Source organism: Pseudoalteromonas sp. TAP-3C (assembly GCF_059888565.1).
The window spans coordinates 2,427,160-2,450,741 of record NZ_CM187618.1; the positions used below are offsets into that span (position 1 = coordinate 2,427,160).

Annotated in this window: 27 protein-coding genes and 1 pseudogene; 7 read left to right on the forward strand and 21 right to left on the reverse strand. The window is 39.2% G+C overall.

Going from position 1 to position 23,582, the window contains the following annotated elements; all coding sequences use genetic code 11:
* The first annotated feature begins 113 nt into the window (after positions 1-113).
* Positions 114-1,966 (forward strand): annotated as a pseudogene (locus AC6H44_RS11375) (GGDEF domain-containing protein).
* 10 nt (positions 1,967-1,976) lie between these two features.
* Here AC6H44_RS11375 and trmB read toward each other — a convergent pair.
* The 8 genes from trmB to folB all read right to left on the reverse strand — a co-directional run bounded on the left by trmB (position 1,977) and on the right by folB (position 8,101).
* Complete coding sequence (trmB, locus tag AC6H44_RS11380) at positions 1,977-2,645, reverse strand: tRNA (guanine(46)-N(7))-methyltransferase TrmB (protein WP_500735589.1); 669 nt, start codon at positions 2,643-2,645, stop codon at positions 1,977-1,979.
* Positions 2,645-3,412 (reverse strand): ABC transporter permease, encoded by a 768-nt coding sequence (locus AC6H44_RS11385; RefSeq protein WP_500735591.1) that lies wholly within the window; start codon positions 3,410-3,412, stop codon positions 2,645-2,647. The genes trmB and AC6H44_RS11385 overlap by 1 nt, the downstream gene beginning before the upstream one ends.
* Positions 3,413-4,342: an ABC transporter ATP-binding protein gene (locus tag AC6H44_RS11390; protein ID WP_500735593.1), complete on the reverse strand. Its 930-nt coding sequence runs from the start codon at positions 4,340-4,342 to the stop codon at positions 3,413-3,415.
* Positions 4,339-4,962 (reverse strand): flavin prenyltransferase UbiX, encoded by a 624-nt coding sequence (locus tag AC6H44_RS11395; protein WP_500735594.1) that lies wholly within the window; start codon positions 4,960-4,962, stop codon positions 4,339-4,341. The genes AC6H44_RS11390 and AC6H44_RS11395 overlap by 4 nt, the downstream gene beginning before the upstream one ends.
* Position 4,963: 1 nt before the next feature.
* A complete protein-coding gene (gene mpl / locus AC6H44_RS11400) occupies positions 4,964-6,319 on the reverse strand; it encodes a UDP-N-acetylmuramate:L-alanyl-gamma-D-glutamyl-meso-diaminopimelate ligase (protein ID WP_500735596.1) in 1,356 nt (451 codons plus the stop codon).
* Positions 6,320-6,455: 136 nt separating this feature from the next.
* Entirely contained in the window at positions 6,456-7,256 is an 801-nt protein-coding gene (locus tag AC6H44_RS11405; RefSeq protein ID WP_500735597.1) for an undecaprenyl-diphosphate phosphatase, read from the reverse strand.
* On the reverse strand, positions 7,253-7,741 hold the full coding sequence (folK, locus tag AC6H44_RS11410) for a 2-amino-4-hydroxy-6-hydroxymethyldihydropteridine diphosphokinase (RefSeq protein WP_500735598.1): 489 nt from the start codon (positions 7,739-7,741) through the stop codon (positions 7,253-7,255). Before folK ends, AC6H44_RS11405 begins: the two co-directional genes overlap by 4 nt.
* Positions 7,742-8,101, reverse strand: a complete 360-nt coding sequence (gene folB, locus AC6H44_RS11415) for a dihydroneopterin aldolase (protein ID WP_500735599.1) — start codon at positions 8,099-8,101, stop codon at positions 7,742-7,744. It lies immediately after the preceding gene.
* A gap of 207 nt (positions 8,102-8,308) precedes the next feature.
* Here folB and plsY point away from each other — a divergent pair, with 207 nt between their 5' ends.
* Positions 8,309-8,914: a glycerol-3-phosphate 1-O-acyltransferase PlsY gene (gene plsY, locus AC6H44_RS11420; RefSeq protein ID WP_500735600.1), complete on the forward strand. Its 606-nt coding sequence runs from the start codon at positions 8,309-8,311 to the stop codon at positions 8,912-8,914.
* 10 nt (positions 8,915-8,924) lie between these two features.
* Here plsY and tsaD read toward each other — a convergent pair whose 3' ends face one another.
* The 3 genes from tsaD to AC6H44_RS11435 are packed head-to-tail and all read right to left on the reverse strand — an operon-like array spanning position 8,925 to position 10,916.
* Positions 8,925-9,938 carry a tRNA (adenosine(37)-N6)-threonylcarbamoyltransferase complex transferase subunit TsaD gene (gene tsaD / locus AC6H44_RS11425; RefSeq protein ID WP_500735601.1) on the reverse strand — a complete coding sequence of 338 codons (1,014 nt, stop codon included), beginning with the start codon at positions 9,936-9,938 and terminating at the stop codon, positions 8,925-8,927.
* A 41-nt stretch (positions 9,939-9,979) separates the two neighbouring features.
* Positions 9,980-10,570 carry a YjaG family protein gene (locus tag AC6H44_RS11430; protein WP_500735602.1) on the reverse strand — a complete coding sequence of 197 codons (591 nt, stop codon included), beginning with the start codon at positions 10,568-10,570 and terminating at the stop codon, positions 9,980-9,982.
* Positions 10,554-10,916, reverse strand: a complete 363-nt coding sequence (locus tag AC6H44_RS11435) for a putative signal transducing protein (RefSeq protein WP_500735603.1) — start codon at positions 10,914-10,916, stop codon at positions 10,554-10,556. Before AC6H44_RS11435 ends, AC6H44_RS11430 begins: the two co-directional genes overlap by 17 nt.
* A gap of 85 nt (positions 10,917-11,001) precedes the next feature.
* Between AC6H44_RS11435 and AC6H44_RS11440 the strand changes: the two genes are divergently transcribed.
* The 3 genes from AC6H44_RS11440 (at position 11,002) to AC6H44_RS11450 (ending at position 13,203) form a co-directional block, all read left to right on the forward strand.
* Complete coding sequence (locus AC6H44_RS11440; protein WP_500735604.1) at positions 11,002-11,445, forward strand: DUF2721 domain-containing protein; 444 nt, start codon at positions 11,002-11,004, stop codon at positions 11,443-11,445.
* 163 nt (positions 11,446-11,608) lie between these two features.
* On the forward strand, positions 11,609-12,487 hold the full coding sequence (locus tag AC6H44_RS11445) for a LysR family transcriptional regulator (protein ID WP_500735605.1): 879 nt from the start codon (positions 11,609-11,611) through the stop codon (positions 12,485-12,487).
* A gap of 95 nt (positions 12,488-12,582) precedes the next feature.
* Positions 12,583-13,203, forward strand: coding sequence for a 2OG-Fe(II) oxygenase (locus AC6H44_RS11450; RefSeq protein WP_500735606.1), 621 nt, complete (start codon positions 12,583-12,585; stop codon positions 13,201-13,203).
* On the opposite strand, the gene ubiA is transcribed toward AC6H44_RS11450, so the two are convergent.
* Positions 13,200-14,078, reverse strand: a complete 879-nt coding sequence (gene ubiA / locus AC6H44_RS11455) for a 4-hydroxybenzoate octaprenyltransferase (protein ID WP_500735607.1) — start codon at positions 14,076-14,078, stop codon at positions 13,200-13,202. The two genes, AC6H44_RS11450 and ubiA, sit on opposite strands and share 4 nt — an antisense overlap.
* A complete protein-coding gene (locus tag AC6H44_RS11460; RefSeq protein ID WP_500735609.1) occupies positions 14,075-14,620 on the reverse strand; it encodes a chorismate--pyruvate lyase family protein in 546 nt (181 codons plus the stop codon). The genes ubiA and AC6H44_RS11460 overlap by 4 nt, the downstream gene beginning before the upstream one ends.
* A gap of 254 nt (positions 14,621-14,874) precedes the next feature.
* On the opposite strand from AC6H44_RS11460, the gene AC6H44_RS11465 reads away from it, so the two are divergent.
* A complete protein-coding gene (locus AC6H44_RS11465) occupies positions 14,875-15,273 on the forward strand; it encodes a flagellar basal body-associated protein FliL (RefSeq protein WP_500735610.1) in 399 nt (132 codons plus the stop codon).
* Here the strand turns inward: AC6H44_RS11465 and glpG are convergent.
* The 6 genes from glpG to AC6H44_RS11495 form a co-directional block, all read right to left on the reverse strand.
* Positions 15,270-16,091 carry a rhomboid family intramembrane serine protease GlpG gene (gene glpG, locus AC6H44_RS11470; RefSeq protein ID WP_500735612.1) on the reverse strand — a complete coding sequence of 274 codons (822 nt, stop codon included), beginning with the start codon at positions 16,089-16,091 and terminating at the stop codon, positions 15,270-15,272. The genes AC6H44_RS11465 and glpG overlap by 4 nt on opposite strands.
* Positions 16,088-16,405, reverse strand: a complete 318-nt coding sequence (glpE, locus tag AC6H44_RS11475; RefSeq protein ID WP_500735614.1) for a thiosulfate sulfurtransferase GlpE — start codon at positions 16,403-16,405, stop codon at positions 16,088-16,090. The genes glpG and glpE overlap by 4 nt, the downstream gene beginning before the upstream one ends.
* A gap of 66 nt (positions 16,406-16,471) precedes the next feature.
* On the reverse strand, positions 16,472-17,497 hold the full coding sequence (gene tdh, locus AC6H44_RS11480; RefSeq protein ID WP_500735615.1) for an L-threonine 3-dehydrogenase: 1,026 nt from the start codon (positions 17,495-17,497) through the stop codon (positions 16,472-16,474).
* A 51-nt stretch (positions 17,498-17,548) separates the two neighbouring features.
* Entirely contained in the window at positions 17,549-18,745 is a 1,197-nt protein-coding gene (locus AC6H44_RS11485) for a glycine C-acetyltransferase (protein WP_500735618.1), read from the reverse strand.
* Between the two features lie 163 nt (positions 18,746-18,908).
* Positions 18,909-19,478: a D-glycero-beta-D-manno-heptose 1,7-bisphosphate 7-phosphatase gene (gene gmhB, locus AC6H44_RS11490; RefSeq protein WP_500735620.1), complete on the reverse strand. Its 570-nt coding sequence runs from the start codon at positions 19,476-19,478 to the stop codon at positions 18,909-18,911.
* The gene (locus AC6H44_RS11495) at positions 19,475-20,536 is read right to left on the reverse strand and encodes a glycosyltransferase family 9 protein (protein ID WP_500735621.1); all 1,062 of its coding nucleotides are present in this window, start codon (positions 20,534-20,536) and stop codon (positions 19,475-19,477) included. Before AC6H44_RS11495 ends, gmhB begins: the two co-directional genes overlap by 4 nt.
* 123 nt (positions 20,537-20,659) lie before the next feature.
* On the opposite strand from AC6H44_RS11495, the gene AC6H44_RS11500 reads away from it, so the two are divergent.
* A complete protein-coding gene (locus AC6H44_RS11500; RefSeq protein WP_500735623.1) occupies positions 20,660-21,379 on the forward strand; it encodes a 3-deoxy-D-manno-octulosonic acid kinase in 720 nt (239 codons plus the stop codon).
* Positions 21,380-21,385: 6 nt separating this feature from the next.
* Here AC6H44_RS11500 and AC6H44_RS11505 read toward each other — a convergent pair whose 3' ends face one another.
* Both AC6H44_RS11505 and AC6H44_RS11510 read right to left on the reverse strand, forming a co-directional pair.
* Complete coding sequence (locus tag AC6H44_RS11505) at positions 21,386-22,471, reverse strand: glycosyltransferase (protein WP_500735625.1); 1,086 nt, start codon at positions 22,469-22,471, stop codon at positions 21,386-21,388.
* Complete coding sequence (locus AC6H44_RS11510; RefSeq protein ID WP_500735627.1) at positions 22,468-23,541, reverse strand: glycosyltransferase family 1 protein; 1,074 nt, start codon at positions 23,539-23,541, stop codon at positions 22,468-22,470. The genes AC6H44_RS11505 and AC6H44_RS11510 overlap by 4 nt, the downstream gene beginning before the upstream one ends.
* Positions 23,542-23,582: the final 41 nt, after the last annotated feature.

Here is a 23,582-nt window from a genome sequence, read left to right on the forward strand (position 1 = left end):
ATACAAAATAGATAACATTTCGCTATTTTCTAAATTTAGTACAAAGGTGAATTAAAATATTGGGCATTTATATTTTTTAAGTATAATAAGCCCATTAAAAGTAAGGATAATACATGCTAAAAGGAAATCTAAAATTAACACGGATAGTACTCGGGACCGTCTTTTTTTTGGTAAGCTTAATAATTTATAGTTACTACACTTACATCAACATCCACAATGATGTAGTTCGCAGCATTGATAATCGTTTGTTAAATGCCGCCACCAGCGTAAAGTATATTTTAGGCAGTGATTACCACGACAAAGCAGCTCAAAAAATCAGCTTTGCAAGCTATCAAAATAAAGCCGAGCGCTTTCAGCCTTAGCCAACGATTTAAATATTGATTATCTGTATTCAATGATACTGATTGATGAGAATATTTATTTTACTGCCTCCAGTTACACCCAAGATGATCAAAATAACGGTAAAGTTACCCAGTTTTTAGATCTTTACCCTGAAGCGACGCCAGTCAATATGGCCGCATTTTTATCAACAGCGCCTATTTTTGAAGTTTCAACGGCACATCGTGGTCGCTCTAAAACGGTGTATATTCCCCATATAGCAAAAAATGGCAGAACCTATTTAACTGCTGCCGATATTAGTGTTGATAAAATCAATATGGCTTTAATAACACGCTTAAATCAAGCCTTGCTGCATTTTAGCTGTGTACTGCTCATATCATTATTGGTTTATATTCTTTATTTTTATGGGGTACGCCGTTCACTACAAAGTGACCATGCTACGGGGTTTGCAAATCATATTGCCTTAGAAAAACAGCTAACAAAAAGTAATGAACACCATCTACAAATCGCGATTATTTTGGTTAACGAAGTTGATAGCATCAATCGCTTTTTTGGCACAAAAACAGCCGATGAAGTGATGAAAAAGTTGCTCACGCATTTCAAGCAACAAAATCGTTCCCATTTACGCATTTACCGCATTGCTACCAACAAACTGGCCATTTTAACTAGTAAAGAAACGCCGGTTGACGAGCTTTACAGCATTATTCAATCTTATAATAAAAACACGCCTTTTTTTACAGACCCATTTATCTATATTACGCTCAATGCAGGCGTTGCAAGAGGGAATAAGTCGTTACTGCAAAAAAATGCCCACATTGCATTATTGCAATCAAGGCAAGGCGAACAACCCATCGTTAATTATTCAGAAGCAGTTAACGACACTAAATCTTTGTATTTGTATAATGTAGAAATAGCAAAAGAAATACGCGAGGCGTTTGATGCACATCTTGTTGTTCCTTACTTTCAACCAGTAATAAATACGAATACCCAGGCGATAGTTAGGTACGATTGCACACCTCGAATAGTAACCAAGCAAGGAGAAATTCTTTCTCCAGAGGCGTTCATTAATGTAGTAAAAAGGCTACGCATGGACCCAATGTTAACTCGAACAATGTTTGCTCAATGCATTTCGCGTTTTCGTAAATCAGCAGTCAGTTGGGGAGTAACCATATCCGCTGAAGATATTGCAGATCCTACTATTTATGACTACTTAGCCTATGAGCTTCATCGCTACCCCAACCCTGAAAACATTACTATTTCAATAATAGAATCTCAGGTTGTTACACACTACTACGAAATAAAGTCATTTATTGGTATGGTGAAAAGTAAAGGGGCAAAAGTCGTGATGAACTGCTGGGGGAATGAGTTTATTAATACTCTCAACACCTTAAAAATTGAAGTCGATGGCATTAAACTCGACGGCGCAATCACAAAGCAGTTGATAAATGATGAAAACACGTCGCTATTTATAAAGTATATAGCCGATATAACCCAGCAACTTAAACTTGAATTGGTTGTTGAAGCGGTAGAAAATAATACAGTTGCTGAGTTACTCAACACATTAAATGTGACGCTGATGCAAGGCAATTACCTTGGTAAACCAACGCCACATGTAACTCACTTTTAACAGCAACTAGCTATCTAAGATTTATAATAAGCCGGTGGCTTTGTTGGCCACTAGCCCAATACTTACGTTCAAAAGGCGTGATTGCTTGCGCTGACTCAAACAATTCGGTATCACATGGGTGACCCGCTAATTCAAGCGCTCTGGCAAACTCTTTAACGTAAATATCCCAATTACTGCGTACTTCGAGTAAACCACCTAACTTTACAATAAACGGGAATATAGCCGCCCCATGCCAGCGCCTTTGTATATGCTTAGACTTAGGCCATGGATTTGGGTATAACAGATAGTGATGGCTAGGCTGCCAATTAGCGCTAACGGCTAAACGCCAAAAGTCATTTAGATCAGCTTGTACTAAAATGTATTGGCCACTTTCGGTTTGTTTATATTCAACCTCATGCTTATCCAGTCGATGAGATGACTTATCAATACCTATAACTAATGCATTAGGATGACGCTTAGCTAAATTAGCGGTGCTTTCGCCGACCCCGCAACAGGAGTCTAAAATAAGCGGGCCATCAAAAGCATGCACTTTAGCGTTAACTTCATCAAATGCGGTTTGTGTATGGGTTGCAATTGGTTTTTTAAACTCAGCCTGTAAATGCTTATTAACTATTTCATCAAGCTTTTCATGCACTGCGCCTTGATTAGATACAATACTACGTGAATTTGCATCGCTCATTAGTGTCTTAACCCCACACCTTTTTTAATCAGCGTAAGGGCGACAGTAAATAGTACGCTAATAAACACCAACAACACCCCCATTGCGACTGTTAAATCGACATCCGACACACCTAAAAACCCGTATCTAAATGCGTTAACCATATAAATAATTGGATTTATTTGCGACACCATTTGCCAAAAATCAGGCAATAAAGTAATTGAATAAAACACCCCGCCTAAGTAAGTCAAGGGCGTTAAAATAAAGGTAGGGATAATACTTATGTCATCAAAGCTATTTGCATAAATAGCGTTAATTAACCCACCTAAGGCAAACACCGCCGAAGTGAGAATAACCGTGGCTATAATCACAAATATATTATGAATTTGAATATCCACAAAAAATAAAGAAACACAGGTGACTATAAAGCCAACCATAATGCCACGCGTCATGCCGCCGCCCATATAACCCAACACAATGATGTAATTAGGCACAGGTGCAACCAATAACTCTTCAATACTTTTTTGAAACTTAGTTGAATAAAAGCTTGAGGCCACATTAGAGTAAGAGTTTGTAATAACCGACATCATAATAAGCCCAGGAACAATAAATTCCATGTAGCTAAAACCACCCATGTCGCCAATACGCGAGCCAATTAAGTTACCAAAAATAACAAAATATAAACTCATAGTAATGGCTGGCGGCACTAAGGTTTGTATCCAAATACGTAAAAAACGAATGCACTCTTTAATCCAAATACTTTTTAAGGCTATGCCATATTTAAACATTTACTCGCCCCGCCCTTGCTCTAATAAACCTACAAATAATTCTTCTAAGCGATTTGCTTTGTTGCGCATGCTCAGTACGGTATTGCCTTGCTCAGTCAATGCACTAAACACCGCGTTTAACCCTTGAGATTTAGCCACTTCAACTTCAATGGTGTGCTCATCCGTCATGGTAAAATTATACCCCTCAAGCGTCACTGGATTGGCTGGCTTTTTTAAATCGAGTATAAAGGTTTCTTTGTCTAATTTAGCAAGCAAGGCTTTAATGGTGGTGTTTTCAACAATCCGACCGGTATCAATAATGGCGATATTTTTACAAAGTAACTCGGCTTCTTCAAGGTAGTGTGTGGTTAAAATAATGGTCACACCTTGCTCGTTAATTTGCCTTAAAAAATCCCACATTGAACGGCGAAGCTCTATATCAACCCCCCCCGTTGGTTCATCTAAAATAAGCAGTTTAGGCTCATGCATTAAGGCACGTGCAATCATTAAACGGCGCTTCATACCGCCTGATAGCGTACGTGCTTGTTTATCTTTTTTTTCAAGTAATCCAAGCTGTGCTAAATATTTATCTGCTCGTTTGTGTGCCTCAGTACGCGGTACACCATAATAACCTGCTTGATTAACTAATATTTGGCTTAGGGTTTCAAACTGACTAAAATTAAATTCTTGTGGCACTAAGCCTAAATTTGCTTTTGCCGCTTCAAGGTCTGTATCAATATCATGACCAAACACTTCAACTTTACCTTTCGTTTTATTAACCAAAGAAGTAATGACCCCAATGGTGGTTGATTTACCCGCTCCATTTGGGCCAAGTAGCGCAAAAAAGTCACCTTCATGCACTTGTAAATCAACACCCCTAATAGCCTCTACGCCATTTTTGTAAACTTTGGTAAGACCTTTAATATTTAAAGCAATATTTTGCTTATTCATTTTTTACCCTCACCATAACCCCACCGTTTGGTGAGGTTATGTTCAATATTTAAATGATCTAAAATCCGCGCCACCATAAAATCAACCAAGTCTTCTATGCTTTGTGGTTGATGATAAAACCCGGGGGCAGCGGGCATAATGGTTACCCCTAAGCGTGATAACTTAAGCATGTTTTCTAAATGAATTTCGCTAAACGGGGTTTCTCTAGGCACTAAAATAAGCTGACCTCGCTCTTTTATTACCACATCGGCGGCACGCTCTAATAAATTATCTGAGGCACCGATTGCAATCGCAGACACAGACCCTGCACTACACGGACACACGACCATTTTTTTTGGTGCTGCAGAGCCTGAAGCTACCGGACTAAACCAGTTATCTTTACCAAACACTTTTAATTGGTCAGGTTTTGCATTAAATAATACCGTTAATTGCTCAGTAGCTTTACCTTCATTACCTGATAATTTAACGTTTGATTCGGTATCAAACACCACCCTAGCGGCACTGGAAATAAGCACATACACTTGATATTGCTGTTCAAGTAACACCTCTAATAGTCTTAACCCGTAAGGTGCCCCTGATGCGCCACTAAATGCTAAAGTGATTTTATCTTTAAATTGCACATTATTCTCCGCTGTATTTGTCGGCCAAGCCATCAACAAGTTGTTGATGAAGGCCATTAAAACCACCATTACTCATAATTAAAACATGTTGATTTGGCTGAATATTCTCAAGCACTGTTGTAATAATAGCGGCTGTAGAATCAAAACATTGCATACCGGCTTTTTCTGCTTGCTCTTTAAGCGACCAATTTAAATTTTCTGGCTCAAATAACAGCACCTCGTCTGCATCACGCAGTGAATCGAGTAGTGTAAACTGATGCACTCCCATTTTCATGGTGTTGGAGCGAGGCTCTAAAATCGCAATAATTTTGTCATTGCCCACTTTAGCACGTAGCCCCGCAAGCGTTGTTTGTATTGCCGTTGGGTGATGTGCAAAATCATCATACACTTTAATGTTGTTTATATCCGCTTTAAGCTCCATACGCCTTTTGGGGCTAATAAATTCACCTAAGGCTGCAATACTATGCTCAATAGCCACTCCCACATGGCGTGCTGCAGCAATAGCCATTATGGCATTTTTAACATTATGCTCGCCAATTGCCTGCCAGTTAACTACACCCTGTAACTGTGCGTTTAATAACACATTAAATTGTGAGCCATCAGCTTTGAGTAATTCATAATTCCAGTCATCGCCTAAAGTTTCACTTTCGCTCCACAGCCCTTTTGCAATAACATCGCTCAATGCGTCATCATTTTTAGGCCACAACACTTTGCCACTTTGCGGTAATGTACGCATCAAATGGTGAAATTGTTTTTTAATTGCGTTTAAATCTTCAAAAATATCAGCATGATCAAATTCAAGATTATTTAAAATAAGTGTTCGTGGTAAATAATGCACAAACTTACTGCGTTTATCAAAAAAGGCGGTGTCGTACTCATCGGCTTCTATAACAAAAAATGGCGTTTGTCCAAGGCGAGCCGACAAACCAAAATTTTGTACAATTCCGCCTATTAAAAAGCCCGGTTTTAACCCTGCATATTCAAGTATCCATGCCAGCATACTGGCAGTCGTTGTTTTACCGTGAGTGCCTGCAACCGCCAGTACCCATGAGTTTTGTAATAAGTTATGTTTTAGCCACTCGGGGCCCGAAGTATACGGCAGGCCTTTATTTAAAACATATTCAACGCACGGGTTCCCCCGGCTCATAGCGTTACCAATCACGACTATGTCTGGTGCGGGTTGGAGTTGAGATACAGCATAGCCTTGCGTTAGTTCAATACCCAACTCTTCTAATTGAGTACTCATTGGTGGGTAAACGTTTTCATCAGAGCCGGTAACGTGATGACCTAATGATTTAGCTATAGCGGCTATACCACCCATAAATGTGCCACAAATACCCAAAATATGTATATGCATTTACTGTCCTTTATCCTGCGCGGGGGTTGCTCTAAAGCAAAGTTTAATGGCGCTATAATGCCAAAAAAATGATTAAGTTACCATTGAGCAAATAAAAAGGCCTTCCAAGTTGGAAGGCCTTTTTACAGGTCATGGCTTATAACATCAAAAAGAATATTAAACCGACACCTAACAATAAGCGATAGATAACAAATGGCAGCATACCCATACGTTCAATCACTTTTAAAAACATAAAAATACAGGCATAAGCTGATAAAAACGATAACACTACACCTAAAAATAAAGCAGTCCAATCTACAATATGATCGCCCAATGCCAATTCTACGGTGTAATAAAGCCCCATCATGGAAATAATAGGAATGGCTAATAAAAACGAAAAACGCGCTGCACTTTGCTTGTTCATACCCAACATGAGTCCGGCTGTCATGGTAATACCAGAGCGTGAAGTACCTGGGATCATAGCAACGGCCTGTGCAAAGCCAATAATGAGTGCGGTTTTCCAATTTAACTGATAGATTGTTTTTACTTGTTTACCCTTAGCATCTGCATACCAAAGTAATAAACCAAATACGATCGTTGTAATTGCAATAACCCACGCACTGCGTAAATACAGCTCAATATAGTCTTTTAACAATAATCCTAAAATAGCGGCAGGCACGGTGCCTAAAATTATCCACCAGCCAAGTTTACTGTCATCAGTTGTGCCCTGAGCACCAAATGACTTAAACCACGCACTGAGTATATCAGTTACTTCTTTACGAAAATAAATGACTACGGCAATTAAGGTGCCGACATGAACGGCCACATCAAATGCTAACCCTTGATCTTCCCAGCCTAAAATTTGTGACGGTAAAATTAAGTGTGCAGAACTCGATATCGGTAAAAACTCAGTAAATCCCTGAATAAGGGCTAAAACAATTATTTCTATAATACTCATAGGTTAGAAAACTCCACCTTCCATAGTTTTTGTTGAGGGTTGTTATATGTATTCCATATTTGGCTAATCGTTTGTTTTGCTACCGGATGATAAAAATCCGGCGCTATCTCAGCTAAGGGCTGTAATACAAACGCGTTTTTAGTAATTTCGTCACGCGGTAACTGAGCAGGCGTATCGCAAATGACATCATCATAAAAAAGTAAGTCAAGATCGAGCGTGCGCGGGCTATACTTTTTGTCATTCGCTTGGCGGCCATTATCGCGCTCTATTTGTTTTAATAGCGCACATACATCGGCTAAAGCCATATCGGTGGTGGCGCCGAGCACTGAATTATAAAAGTTATTACCGGCAAACCCCACCGCTTCACTTTCGAATACCGATGAGTGCTGTGTATTATCAAAGTACTTATTTAACGCTACTAAAGCGCGACTAATATGCTCGGCTTTATTTATATTTGACCCTAAGCTAATAAATATCTGCGCCATTTAAACGCAAGCCTTGATACGGGTTATTTCTACCCCAACAGTTTGCGCTTGTGCAACGGCGGCTGGCTTACTGACCCTTATCATCACTTGTGGGGTATTAAATTCGGCTAAAATAATGTGTGCTAATTGCTCTACCAACGTTTCTAAAAGCTCGACTGGTTTAGCGATACTGTGCTCAATGACTCGCTCACTTACCTTGGCGTAATCCAGTGCCAAGTCAATATCGTCGTTTTGCGCTGCGGGTTTAATGTCACTTAACATTTCTATATCAAAGTACAGGCTTTGTTTACTTTTCTTTTCAAAGTCATACACCCCGATAATCGTTTCGACATGTAATTGTGATATAAATACCTTGTCCATTGATACTCCAAATGACTATAACAAGTCACTGAGTTAATTACATAGCGTATCAATCAAATTAATACTGCATATACTTTAATCAGTGTTTAAATATACTAAAATTACTTTTACAATAGAACAAATACAAAATTGCGAGTAATTTTAGAAGCCCATAAATTCTATCGCCAATAATAACTTAAAAGTAATCATTAAAAAATAAGGAAGCGCGTGTTAGTCATTTTAATGTTTGTTTCAGCCTATTTGCTTGGCTCGATTTCATCGGCCATTTTAGTGTCGCGGCTATTCAAACTTCCCGACCCACGCAACAATGGCTCTAATAACCCAGGTGCCACCAATGTTTACCGCTTAGGGGGCACTCTTCCAGCCTGCTTAGTGTTAGTATTCGATATTTTAAAAGGCACCATTCCTGTTTGGGGTGCTTATTTTCTAAAGCTTGAGCCTTTAGAACTTGGTTTAATCGCTGTAGGGGCGTGCTTAGGCCATATGTACCCGTTATTTTTTAGCTTTAAAGGGGGTAAAGCGGTCGCCACTGCATTTGGCGCATTACTGCCTATAGGGCTTTCGTTAGGTGGGTTATTAATTGGCACTTGGTTGTTAATTGTCGTGATCACGCGCTATTCATCCCTTGCCGCTTTAGTCGCTGTTACATTAGCGCCTTTGTATACATGGTGGATAAAACCCTTGTACACCTTACCAGTCACATTTATTACGTTACTGATTATTATTAGGCATCGCACTAATATTGTGCGTTTATTTAAAGGGGAAGAGCCAAAAGTGGGAACAAAAAAAGCGCCCACAGATGAAACTAAGTGATCAGCTGAATTTATATTGCGTCTAGGCTATCGATTGGCCAGCGCGGTTTGGTTTTCATATCAAGTGTTGCAAACTGCCCAGCTTTTAAACGCTGCATGCCGGCATACGCTATCATGGCACCGTTATCTGTACAAAATTCAGTACGCGGATAATACACTTCGCCTTTCATGCCCTGCATTACACGCTCTAGTTGCAAACGCAGTTGTGTATTGGCACTAACGCCACCGGCTATGACTAAGCGCTTAATACCCGTTTGTTTTAATGCACGTTTACACTTAATCACTAAAGTATCAATAACCGCTGTTTGAAATGCATGTGCAATATCTGCTTTGGTTTGCTCGTCGCTGTCGTTTTCACGAATAGCAATCGAAGCGGCCGTTTTCAAACCACTAAAACTAAAGTCTAAGCCTGGTTTGTCTGTCATTGGACGCGGAAAAACAAACCGTTTAGCCACACCGTGTTCAGCCATTTTAGCCAAACGAGGACCACCTGGATAATCAAGCCCGAGTAACTTAGCCGTTTTATCAAATGCTTCTCCAGCGGCATCATCCACTGACTCACCCAGTACTTCATACTGACCAATTCCCGCAACTTTCACCATCATGGTATGACCGCCAGAGACGAGCAATGCAATAAATGGAAACGCGGGGGTGTTTTCCTCCAGCATTGGCGCTAATAAATGCCCTTCCATATGATGCACTGCCACCGCTGGTATATCCCAACCATACGCTAAAGAGCGACCAATTGAGGTACCTACTAACAAAGCCCCCACTAAACCTGGCCCTGCTGTATAGGCAATGCCGTCTAAATCTTCAGGCCCGCAGCCTGCTTGAGCAAATGCCGCATCAATGAGTGGCAGTGTTTTACGCACGTGATCGCGAGAAGCAAGCTCAGGGACCACACCACCATAATCAGCATGAACTTTTACCTGGCTATAAAGTTGATGGGCTAGCAGCCCTTTTTCGTCATCATAAATAGCGATGCCAGTTTCGTCACATGATGACTCGATGCCTAAAATTCGCATTGTAAATTCTCCTACCACCTTAGGTGTTTAAAACAAATGACTTAAAGTGCTAAACCAATGTTAGTTTGGCCATCAGCAACAATATGCTTTTTCAATGCTTTAACATTTTCAGCAGTGATACGCCCCATTGCTTCTACAAAATCGATGAGTTCACTTAATGTATCCATTTCGTATTGCATTAACGGATGCTCACGTACCGCTTTGTTATCGGCAACATCGCCTGCAACCGTCATTTGATATTCAATAAAGCGAGCTACCGTTGCCTGTGATATTTTACTTACATTAACAAACTCTTGCTCATCTTGCGCCAACAGACCATGCATCAAACTCAATAGTGCGGTTGCAGCATCAATTGCGGGATAGGTACCAAACATATCAAAATCAGCAAGTTCAGGGACATTAGGTTCAATTTTTTCTACTTGCTTTTCTAAATCAATTTTACTTTTAGGCAGCAATATTTTTTCCCAACACACATTTAAAGCATTGCGTAAAATAACCTCATCGCCGAAACCAGTGGCTTCACTAAATAGCCCATAATTAGGCAGCATACGCTCTATTAACGCACTGGCTAACACCGCTTTTTGTAAATAATTCAATTCTCTAATACGCTGAAAATTATTCGCTTTTGTCATTCTTTAAGGTCCCACATGACCAACAAAAATCAAATGTTGATCCATTATGCTCATTACAGTTAGGGCACACCCAATCTGGAGCGGATTGTTTTACTTGCTGATAGTTTACCAATATTTCGCGTGCATGGCGCTCTTTTATCGCATAAACCTGCACACTGACTTGTGTTTGTTCAAACGGGATCTCGCCGATTGCCCCTTGCAGCATTTCACCTTTAATTTGACATTCAATGCCAGCATGAAGAATGAGTCCTTTTATTATATTGGCCTCTAAACTATTTTCTGCGTTATAAAGCGTCACCCAAGCAAACGATGTTACATTTGAGTCGTCATTATTAAAATTCTGCAATATCTACTCCATTTACTTTATCTATAAAATAAACCAGCATAACCTATACTAATTCAGAGCCAATAATATGATTTAAGGACACATTATGACGCTAACGACGCCAGGTTTACTTTTCCCAGCAATTTCGTTGTTGTTACTTGCCTATACAAACCGATTTTTAGTGCTTGCGCAACTCATAAGAGAATTGAATGCACGTGAAGGTGAGTCTATTCGCCCTGTTGTTATAGCGCAAATTACCAACCTTAGAAAACGAATCAAATTAATCAGAACCATGCAAGTGTACGGGGTGGCTGCTTTTTTATTGTGTACGTTATCAATGTTCGCTCTATTTATTGAATTTGACACTACCGGCATTATTTTATTTGGTGTGAGTTTAAGCTGCTTAAGTTTATCGTTGCTTACCTCCTTATTTGAAATTCACATTTCTTGTGATGCCATAGAAATTGAGTTGCAACACATTGAAAATAAACCACTGAGTAATCGGGTAAGTAAAAATTTTATAGGGCCGAGTAATAAAAACAGTAATTAACATTGTTATAACGATATTTAGCAATAATTCTCTTTAATTAAAGTAAAAAGAAAGTTAACCTAAACAAAAGGTTTAAAACCTTGTTTCAACTGATATGTAGGGATATAAAATCAGTATAAAATCTGTTTGTTACCCTAACTTACCTATAAAAAAGGACTATATAGTGAGATTTGAACAATTAGAACAATTTGTAGCACTTGGCCTACTACGTCATTTTAGACAAGCCGCTGAACAAACCCAAATTAGTACCTCAGCCTTAACTCGAAGTATTCAAACCCTTGAAAACGAACTAGGCTATGAGCTTGTTAAACGCTCTACTCGCTCAGTTAAACTAACCCAAGCGGGTGAATTATTCCTCGATTTTGCTAAAAATACGCTCAGTGAACTAGAGCAAATAAAACACCGTGCTTTGCAAGCAATTAATGGGACAGAAGAAAAAAAACTGGTTATTGGCTATACCACAACAACGAGTAGTATAGTACCTATCACTTGCGGCGAGTTTCTTAATCAGTATCCGCATATAAAAATTGAAATGCAGCTACAAAACAAAGCTGAACTCAATAGAAAACTATTGCTAGGTGAAATTGATATTAGTGTTTGCTCACAAGTCATTAATAGTATTGGTAGTGATATTCAGTTACCCGATCAGCTTATTTTGTTCTGTTCAAAAGCACACCCTTTAGCAAATAAAAGTGACATAACCAAAAAAGAATTAGAAAGCTATCCGATGTTTAGTTGCTTTTCACAATCAAAACAAGTGCAATTAATGCTAAACGAAGTGATTGACTCGTTAAATAAAGTTTCAACAATTAAAGTGGGCAGTATAGAACAAGTCATGACAGGACTTAAAAAGTCAGATCATTTTGCAATTGCCAGTATTGAACACACAAATGCAGTCGCTGAAAACGAGAATCTGATCCAGCTTAAAACCAATAACGATATAAGTCATGAGCAATTAATAGTTCAAACAAGTAAGCAAATTGAAGCAGGAGAACATGTTGAGCATTTACTTTCGCTTATCAATAAAATAGCGAAAGCATAAGCTAAAAGCAGCCTGTAATAACCCGCTAAAATAATTTTATAGCTTTTGATTATTTTTATACTAAACTAGCGCATCCTAATTTATGATAAGCACTAATGATTAATTTTTTAGCTTCTGGCACATTTCTAGATAACATTGAAACACATGGCTATGCGGTTATTGAAAATGCCATTAGTAGTGACTTAATCACTGATTTAATGGCAGATTGCTATAGAATAAACCCGCACTTTACCCTTGCTGGTATTGGACGATTAAACAATTTACAATTTGATGAGACTGTTCGCAAAGACAAAACCTACTGGTTTGATAGTAGCTCACAGGCACAAATTAGTTATCTTGAGATAATGCAGAATATAAAAAACACCCTGAATCGGTGTTTTTTCATGGGCTTATTTGACTATGAATGCCACTATGCAAAATATACACAAGGTGATTTTTACAAAAAACATGTGGATGCATTTAAAGGTCGTTCAAACCGTGTTTTTACTAGCGTATTTTATTTAAACACACCTGAAAAAGGGGGTGAGTTAATTATATACAAGCCTAAAAGTAAAGACGTAGAGGTCGTTATAAAACCCACCGCAGGCACATTGATATTATTTGAAAGCGAACGCTTTGTACATGAAGTGCTTCCCGCTTGTGACAATCGCTATTCAATTGCCGGGTGGTTTAGAAAGAACGCGTCAATTAGTGGTATTATCGACCCTCCCCGTTAAGTTAAAACGGGGTAAGAAAACGACAAACCAATAAAAATAGCTAAGCCCACATAATGATTGTTTAAAAATGCTGTAAAACAATTGTCTCGTTGGCGCAAATGAATCAAACGCTGTTGATAAATAAGTAAAACCGCAGCAACAGCTAACCCTAGGTAAAAGTTAATTCCAACATCACTTATAGTGCCAATTAAAACCATTAGTGCAACAAAGCTCACGTTTAGTAGCCCAATAATATGACGTTCGTAACTGGCGAACAAAATAGCGGTTGATTTAACCCCTATTTTTAAATCATCGTCTCTATCAACCATGGCATACATAGTGTCATAAGCCACCGTCCAACAAATATTAGCAATGAATAACAACCAAGCTTGCACAGGTAAGCTATTTGTTGATGCCATAAAAGCCATGGGAATTGCCCAACCAAAAGCAGCGCCTAACACAACTTGAGGAAGTTGCGTATAGCGTTTCATAAAAGGGTAGCAAAATGCCAGCGCAAGCGCCCCAAAAGACAATAAAATGGTATTGGTATTGAGCATCAGCACTAATATAAACGCAATAACCACAAGTAGTAAAAATAAACTAATTGCTTCACCACTACTTACAGCCCCAGTTGCTAGCGGACGCTGAGAAGTACGCTTTACCGAACCATCTATTTTTCTATCAGCAAAATCATTGATAACGCAACCAGCGCTGCGCATAACAATTACCCCAAGTGTAAATACAATAAAATTTGTTAAGCTAGGTAGGCCTTCATTCGCTAGCCATAAAGCCCAATATGTAGGCCAAAGTAACAATAATGTACCTATGGGCTTATCTATTCGCATTAACTGGACATAGTATGGAATATGATTAACTGACAACGCGGCTAGTTTCATGAGTATAAATAGGCTCCTGGTAAAAAAACCTCACAAACCAAAAATTGGTAGTCGTGCAAAGAAAATACGCTACGTCGTCCTAATAAAGAATGCACTGGTAAATTAAGTTCTCTTACTAGTGATTGCAACGGGTGGTTATCATCAAAGCGCGCAATTTCAATATCTGCGCGGGTTAGGGCTGAGTCTTGAAATATAACGTCACCTAACGGACGCTCCCCCATATTATGCAATTGATTATCTGAGTTGTTATTGGTTATTGGCAACCAACTTTGGGCGTACACCATCGGTTTATCATCACACAACAATAAAACCTCTCGGTTTAGCGCGGTGCTGATCTGATTACTTAATAACGTTTGCTGGGATTGTGAAAGGGCTACTTTTTGCTCGCTCAGCACTTTCACAGCAAAGCGCTGCGACCGACTTTTTAATTTGGCCGTTAAAGATTGCGGTTCAAATAACCACTCTTGCTCTGTGCTAGATAAACCTCTCACATTAGAGGTGCACTGCCAATCAGCAGATAAACAAAGGGGATGCGTAATCACAATAACTCTACTTAATAAAAATCAGTGAGATCATAACATTGCCAACGGATTTGAAAAAGCGTGATTTGCCCTCAACTAGGCTCTGCATTTATTATTATAGCTAATCGGTGTTTGACTCTGGCTATTGCCTGTTCCAAACTTGAGCAGGTAACGATTTATTTATTACGCTAGAATGATCATGTTTTTAATAAAATTGGTATTAATCACCAATAAGTATACACTATTTATAACCAGCTTACGGAAACCCTTTTAAAATGCAAAAAACAGTATATACCGTCTTTTTTCTTCTTTTAGTCAGCTTTACTAGCCTATCTGCACGCGCTGAGTCTACTGTGGGTTATTTTGGTTTTGAGCCCGATATTATTACTAACTATATTGGTCCAACAAGTAAAAAAATGGGCTATGTGCGTGTCACTGTTGATTTAATGTTAAATAAAACATCAGATATTGCCATTGTGGAACACCATACACCGTTGTTACGCGATGCATTAGTGGAAATACTATCAAAAGAGCCAGAGAACAAAATAAAATCTTTAACAGGACGAGAGCAGATACGCCAAAAAAGCGTAGAAAAACTGAAAAGTTTACTCAAAGAAGAAACTGGTCAAGAAATCATCCGTGATCTCTTATTCACTAAGTATTTATATCATTAACCGCTTTTAGTTTTAAATAGCCCAGCGGTGTAGGCAAAAGCCATACCGCTAATAAGCCCACCTAAATGTGCCCAATTCGCCATTCCAACAAATAACACGTCTGCAAATCCAAGTACTAACCATACCAGCATAAAGCCAACAATGGCTGTTGTTACTAATGCAGGTTGCTTTGGATTAAGCACACTATAAATCCAACAAAAGCCCAATAAACCATAGACTACGCCACTAAGGCCGCCAAAATTAGGGCCGACCATTAAGTATTGTGCCCAATTGCTAATTAGGGCGGTTACTAAAAAAAGCCCGACCAAACTCGCCTTACCACATTGTTTTTCAATATTATCACCCAGTGATACCCACCAAATTAAATTAAACACAATATGCATAGCGCTAAAGTGCACTATGGCAGGTGTTAACCATGTAAGGGGTGACGCAGGATTAAACTGTAAAGCCATATATATCGGTTCAAACGCCCCCAATAAAAAGGCAATGTAAACAATAATACTTAGTATGCTGACGCTTTGGTTAAGCCAGCTTAGTGCTTTAAAACGTGCGATTAAATTAAGTGACTGTCCTTGATATTTTAATGGTGATTGTGTACTTCCCACTTGCCATGATGCCTGTAGATAGCGCTCATGATTAGGGTTTTTAGCAAATTCATCCCATAAAGGTTGCACGGCATGAAAGTGCTCAGGGGCGACACTAATGACAATAGTGTGACCATCCTCACTGCGCAAATCGCCACTAAAGCCTTGGCTTTTTAAATAGTCTATAAAGCCTTGTGCTGCACGAGGATTATTTAAACTACCAAGCTCTATCATTGTTCTACTTTCTCACTGTAAGCGGCCTGCCAGGCTGTAAAACCGCCATCCATACTATAAACATCTTCAAAACCTTGCTCGACTAAATAACTGGCAGCACCTTGTGAGCTCATACCATGATAGCAAACAACAATAATAGGCTGATCAAACTCTTTTTCCATCATAAATTGCGCTATATTGGCGTTCGAAAGCGCTTCAGAGCCAGGTATATGGCCTGCTTGATAAGAATTAGGATCGCGAATATCAGCAATCACCACATCTTCTTTATTCAGTAGTTCAAGGGTTTGTGCAATTGATATATGTTTAAATGCCATAGTACTCTCTTATAATTACAAAAAAGGCGACAAATGCCGCCTTTAATTTTCTTAACGGGTGAATAATTAATCCCAGTTAAGAATGACTTTTCCCGATTGGCCTGAAATCATCATATCAAAGCCAGCTTGGAAGTCATCAATTGAATATTGATGAGTAATAATTGGTTTTAAATCAAGCCCTGATTGAATCAAACTAGCCATTTTGTACCACGTTTCAAACATCTCACGACCGTAAATACCTTTGATCACTAAGCCCTTAAAAATAACTTGATTCCAATCGACCGCCATATCTGAAGGTGGAATACCTAACATAGCAATTTTGCCACCATGATTCATGTTATTAAGCATGGCATTAAATGCACTCGGTACACCTGACATTTCTAGGCCGATATCAAAGCCCTCTGTCATACCCAGCTCTTTAGCCACATCTTCAAGCTTTTCATTTGCCACGTTAACAGCGCGTGTTGCGCCCATTTTACGCGCTAAATCTAGGCGGTATTCATTAACATCAGTAATAACCACGTGGCGAGCACCCACATGCTTAGCAACAGCGGCGGCCATAATACCAATAGGGCCTGCACCGGTGATCAATACATCTTCACCCACTAAGTCGAACGATAAAGCCGTGTGTACTGCATTACCAAACGGGTCAAAAATAGAGGCCAGTTCATCGCTAATATTATCTGGAATTTTAAACGCATTAAATGCAGGGATCACTAAATACTCAGCAAATGCACCTTCGCGGTTAACACCTACACCGGTTGTATTTCGGCATAAGTGAACGCGCCCTGCGCGACAGTTACGACAATGACCACAGGTAATATGACCTTCACCCGATACACGGTCACCAACCTTAAAACCACGTACTTCTTGACCCATGTCGATTACTTCACCCACGTATTCGTGGCCAACCACCATAGGCGTAGGAATGGTATTTTGTGCCCACTCATCCCATTTGTAAATATGCACATCGGTGCCACAAATGGCTGTTTTACGAATTTTAATTAACAGATCGTTATGACCAACTTCTGGCTTTGGTGCATCTGTCATCCAAATGCCCGGCTCTGCTTTTAATTTTGATAATGCTTTCATAATCCACTCTCAATTAAAAAATCGCGACTTGGCCGCGATTTAACAAGAAAATTAAATAACACCAATCTCTTTACCAATACGGGTAAATGCTGCAATGGCGATATCAAGCTGTTCTTTACTGTGCGCTGCAGAAATTTGGGTACGAATACGCGCCTGACCTTTTGGTACAACAGGAAATGAAAACCCGGTTACATAAATCCCTTCAGCCAATAGCTTGTCAGCCATAAGTGACGCTACTTTCGCATCACCTAACATCACCGGAATAATTGCATGATCTTTCCCTGCACAGGTAAAACCTGCCGCTTCCATTTGTTCACGGAAGTATTTCGCATTTGACCACAGCTTAGCGCGAAGTTCGCCACCGTTTTCAAGCATTTCTAGTACTTTTATTGACGCCGTTACAATGGAAGGCGCTAGTGAGTTTGAGAATAAATATGGGCGAGAACGCTGACGAAGCCATTCAACAATTTCTTTTTTACCTGATGTGTAACCACCTGAAGCGCCACCAAGTGCTTTACCTAGTGTGCCGGTGATAATATCAACTCTATCAAGTACATTACAGTATTCTGGTGTGCCTTTACCATTATCGCCAACAAAACCAACTGCATGTGAGTCATCAACCATCACTAATGCATCGTATTTGTCGGCTAAATCGCACACTGCTTCTAAATTACAAATAACGCCATCCATTGAAAACACGCCATCTGTGGCAATTAGTTTAGTTTTTACACCCGCTTCATTGGCTGCAATCAATTGCTTTTCTAAATCAGCCATGTCGTTATTCGCATAACGAAAACGTTTTGCTTTACATAAACGTACGCCATCAATAATAGATGCATGGTTTAATGAATCAGAAATAATCGCATCGTCGGCACCTAAAATAGTTTCAAACAAACCGGTATTCGCATCAAAACATGACGAATATAAAATCGTGTCTTCAGTTTCTAAAAATTGACTAATTTTTTTCTCAAGCGTTTTATGAATATCTTGTGTACCACAAATAAAACGTACAGATGCTACACCAAAGCCATGATCATTTAAGCCTTGTTGGGCAGCTTTAATAAGCTCAGGGCTATTAGCTAAACCTAAGTAGTTGTTAGCACAAAAATTAATAACTTTATCACCTGATGCCACTTCAATTTGAGCTTGCTGCTGTGAAGTGATAATACGTTCATTTTTGTACAAACCTTCCGCTTTAACGTCTTCAATTTGCTGTTGTAATTGGCTAAAAAAAGCAGATGCTTTCATCTGTGATCTCCATTTGGTTGAACGGGTTAAACAGCAGACGCGTTGCTGCTATTTATAATGCGAGTATTGTAAAAGTTTAAGCGCTAAATTGCACTGTTTGTCATTCGTCGCAAATTAGCTAACTGGCAGGAAAAGCTGCCAGTTTACAGGCGTGAGGCATGCACTAAATCAGATCAGCAAGCAGAACAGGAAGCTCCTTGATTGAGTCACACACATAGTCAGCAGACTTTTCGGCTTGCTCGTCAACTGTTTTCCCTGAACGTACCAGTACTTTAGTGTTTATTTTGGCGCTAATAGCAGCTTGCATATCACCTAGTTTATCCCCCACCATCACACTAAGTGCAGGGTCGATATGATGCTCCTTGATGCCTTTGAGTAACATGCCAGGCGCTGGCTTTCTGCAATCGCAGTCTGTTAAATACGCTGGCACTGCATTTTTAGGATGATGAGGACAAAAATAAACATCCGTAATTTCAACTTGATGATTGCTAAACTGTGCTTTCATCCATTCGCTAAGCGCTAAAAAATCGGCTTCAGAATAATAACCTCGGCCAATACCTGATTGGTTAGTCACAACAATTAGTTTATAACCGGCGTCATAAAACGCTTTGCATGTTGAAAACACACCGTCTATGAATTCAAACTCTTCGCTTTTAAACACATAACCATGATCAACATTTATGACGCCATCACGGTCAAGAAAAAGCGCCTTGTTAGTGTTTTCTTTATTCATAACAGCGACTCTTTTTTAACAACATGATCAAACATTTGTTTTACTGCATCTGTGGTTATTTGACTCATTAAATCATCGCCTTTAACACGAGTCCCCCAAGGCAGTTGCTCGGCGGTTTTACCTGTTTGCTGCAATAAATTTTGATGATAAACCTCAACCACGTAATCTTGATACAAGTACGGGCCCGTGCGGGCAGGATTTGAATGCGCATATAAGCCAATAACGGGAGTGCCCACAGTCACCGCCATATGAGCTGGCCCCGTATCAGGAGCAAGCACTAAACTTGCCCGTTTAAGCACACACAGCAATTCTTTAAGCTTGGTTTTGCCCACCAAGTTTAAAATTGGCGCGTTGCTGTAGTTAATTATGTTATTTGCAAGATTAATTTCAAGCTCAGTCGGTCCACCGGTTAGCACCACTTTAAACCCTTTTGCATGCCCATAATCAGCAAGCGCAGCATAGCGTTCGGGTAACCAGTTACGCTGTGCTTTACTTGCTGCAGGCGAAATAACAAATAGCTTATTTAATAAGTAGTCATCACCCAAAAGCTCATCAGCTTTAGCTTGATCCTTGTCGGTATAGGGCATATTCCACACAGGCACATAATCATCAACACCAATCGCTTGCGCAAAGCCTTTAAATCCCTCTAAAACATGCGCCTGAGATTGGGCTTTAATGCGTTTGTTAATAAATAAACTATGTAATTCTTTAGATCGAGCCCAGTCAAAACCAATTTTAACCTTGGCAGGAATACAGTGAGCAACAAAACCAGCTCTTAACGCCACTTGCATATTAAGTAACACATCAAACTTTTTCCCCTTGAAGTGCTGCTTTAAACTTTGTAATGCTGCTTTACCTTGCTTTTTATCAAATACAACAAGCTCAACGCCTGGTAAATTAGCTAACAGCATCGCCTCAACTTTCCCTATTACCCAAGTGATTTTAGCGTTTGGATGCGCTTTTTGAATTGCTTGTACCGCACTCACGCCATGGCATACATCACCAATAGCAGAAAGACGTAAAATACAAATTGAAGTATAAGTAGGCGCTGAAGTCACACGTATCCTTGAAGGTAATATAATAAAACCCGATCTTAAATTATAATCGCATCATTGCAAGTACTTATCCTTAGCCTTAAAACACGTTAATATACCCACACACTAAAGCGAATATTGTGAGCCATGTTTAATAAACTCATCAAAAATAACCATGTCATTTTAAGCCATCCTCAATATAGCAAACAGATTGAGCTAGATTGGTTTAACCCCGACTTTTGGCAGCTCCAACAAAAAATTGTTGGCGCTAAAAAAGGACGCGCAACCGCATGGTTTTTTAAACACGCAGAGTTAACGGCTGTGCTTCGCCATTATTGGCGTGGCGGCCTCATAGGCAAACTGCTTAGCGACCAATATTTATATAGAGGGCTTGAGCATACCCGTGTTTATCAAGAGTTTAGCTTAATGACGCAATTAATAGCGCTGGGCTTAAATGTACCAAAACCTATTGCAGCTAAGGTGAGCCGCCATGGTTTTATTTACCGAGGTGATATTATTACCGAAGCGGTTAGCGGTGCTAAAAGCGTATTAGATATATTGATTGAACGCGCATTAAGTGAAGCTGAGATAAAAAAAATAGCACAAACTATTGCCCTATTTCATAATAAGGGGGTGTATCACGCTGATTTAAACATCAATAATATTTTATTTGATGACTTTGGCGACGTTTACATTATCGATTTTGACCGCGGCGAAATAAAAACACCCAATATAAAATGGCAACAAAGCAATATGTCTCGCCTACAGCGCTCTTTTTTAAAAGAGCAAAACCACAATAGCAGCTTTTATTGGCAACAAAACGACTGGCAGCGTTTAAATAAATACTACCGTCACGGGTTAACCTAATAAAAACTAGTTTGCTAATGCTAGGTATTGCTCTGTTACGCTATCTGCACACACTTTGCCTAAAATAGCGGCGTTGGCTACATTTGGGTTATCTGCGAGCACGTGCTTCACTGCCAGCGCAAGTTGCTCACTTTGGCCAATTGGTACTAAATACTTGCTTAGTTCACCTGTCAATATTTCACTTGGACCATGAGGGCACTCAGTACTGACAACAGGTGTTCCTACCGCTAAAGCCTCGACTAGCACATTACCAAAGCCTTCAAAGTCTGAGCTTAACAATAAAGCTTTTGCCTGTTTTATCCAGTTGTATGGGTTTTGTACAAACCCCGGAACAATAAGCTGGCTTTCTATGCCATATTTTTTAGCCAGCTTTAGTGCCTTTTCTTTTTTGTTGCATAGCAGTACTAATTTATATTTTTTATCGAGCCTGGCAAATGCAGAAAATAAAATATCATGGCGTTTTTGTTTAGCTAAACGCCCAACATGAATAAGATAGGGAGAGTCAGGTATATTCGCATTTATCTCATTAGCTTGCTCATTGATTGTTTTAAAATTGAATGGGTTATAAATAGTCGTTATGGCACTTGGATTTATTAAGTTGCCTTGTTTTATTTCTTCTTCAACCCCTTTAGAAACACAAATCAGTGATTTACCATTTAAATTTTGCTTGCTCTTTTTAAGATATAAATATGAAAGCGGCCCTAGTTTTTTTTGTCTGGCGAGCTCTGCATTAACTGAGTTATGAACAACAAAATGGATATTTTTTATTTTACTCTTTGCTAATAAGTTATTACTACGATCTAGATTAGAAAGCACTAAATCAATAGAGCCAAGTTGTAATAACTTTTGCTCAAACCATGCCTCTAATACTCTAATATTCTTTTTTATCTGCCAAAATCGATCTACTTTTGTTGCTCGACCTGTAAATAAACTTTCAACAGATAAGGTGTTTGGAATGTCATATTCAATATTTTGCGCCAATGACAAAATAGTCACATTGTGGTTTTTTGATACCATTTCTTGCGCCAAAGTAAGCATTACTTTTTCAGCGCCACCACCAACAAGCGAGTCAATAACTATAACAATATTCATAACTTACTCCCTTGTAACAACGCTTTTACCCCATTGGTTATAATATCAAAGCTATGTACATTTTCTAAAGACAAGTATTGGCTAAGCGTATTGTTATAATTTGGTTCAGAAAGTAGCTCTGCTATTTTTTGAGTAATATCTAAAATATCAAGCTCAGCCTGTTTAACAACACCGGTGGTGGCACAACAAGCAACTCGCTCATTCTGATCTTTTGAAATAGCACATGCGATAGCTGGCGTTTGCAAGGTAATGGCTTGTAATAAGGTGTCGCCGGCACTCAGTAATGCGATTTTAGCTTGACTGAGCAAGGCTAAAAACTCTTCACCGGGTTGGCTTGATAAACAAATAAGTTCATCTGTATCTGGTAATTTGCTCGTATAGTTGGGACCAAATACCACAACCCCTTTTAAACCCGTTTGTTTTGCAATGATAAGCCCTGCTTGAAAAAAAATATCTGCGCAGTTTTCACCATTAACATTATGCCCACCAGAGCCTGCGTTAATAATAAAAAACTCTTTTTCTTTTAAATTATAACGCACTAATACATCGGATTTTTGTTGCGCTGATGCAAATACAGTAAATGGCCCTACATTTTTAGGATACGCCAAAGGCAGCATAGTGAGCTTTAGTTTTTCATACCAAGAGAGGGGGTCAACACAATAATCAGGCTGAACCACCCAATGAATATCAATAAGCCCCACTCTATTTAGTTTTAAGCCTTTTGCCCGTTTTTTTGTGTGCTGGGAAATAAAAACAACTTTAGCACCCACTTTTTTTGCTGCTTTCATTTGCTCGGCTCGTCCTGCGCAATCAAATAGCACTACATCGGGCTTATGTTGTTCAATAAATTGACATACTTGGGAATTTTCTTTCGTTGCAGATTGGTTTAGAAGTAGAGTGGAAAACGGGCAGCTTTTAGCGTAAGGCGTGTGCTTATTTAAAATAAAATGAATAGCTAACTGTTTCCCAAACTCTACCTTTAAACTCTGAGCTAACTGTAATGAGCGCATATACTCACCAATACCTTCTGGTGATGATACAGGGATAAATAAAAGTCGTTTGTTGCTCATTGCCATCTCAATTTCTACTTTGTGATGAGTATATCAACGAC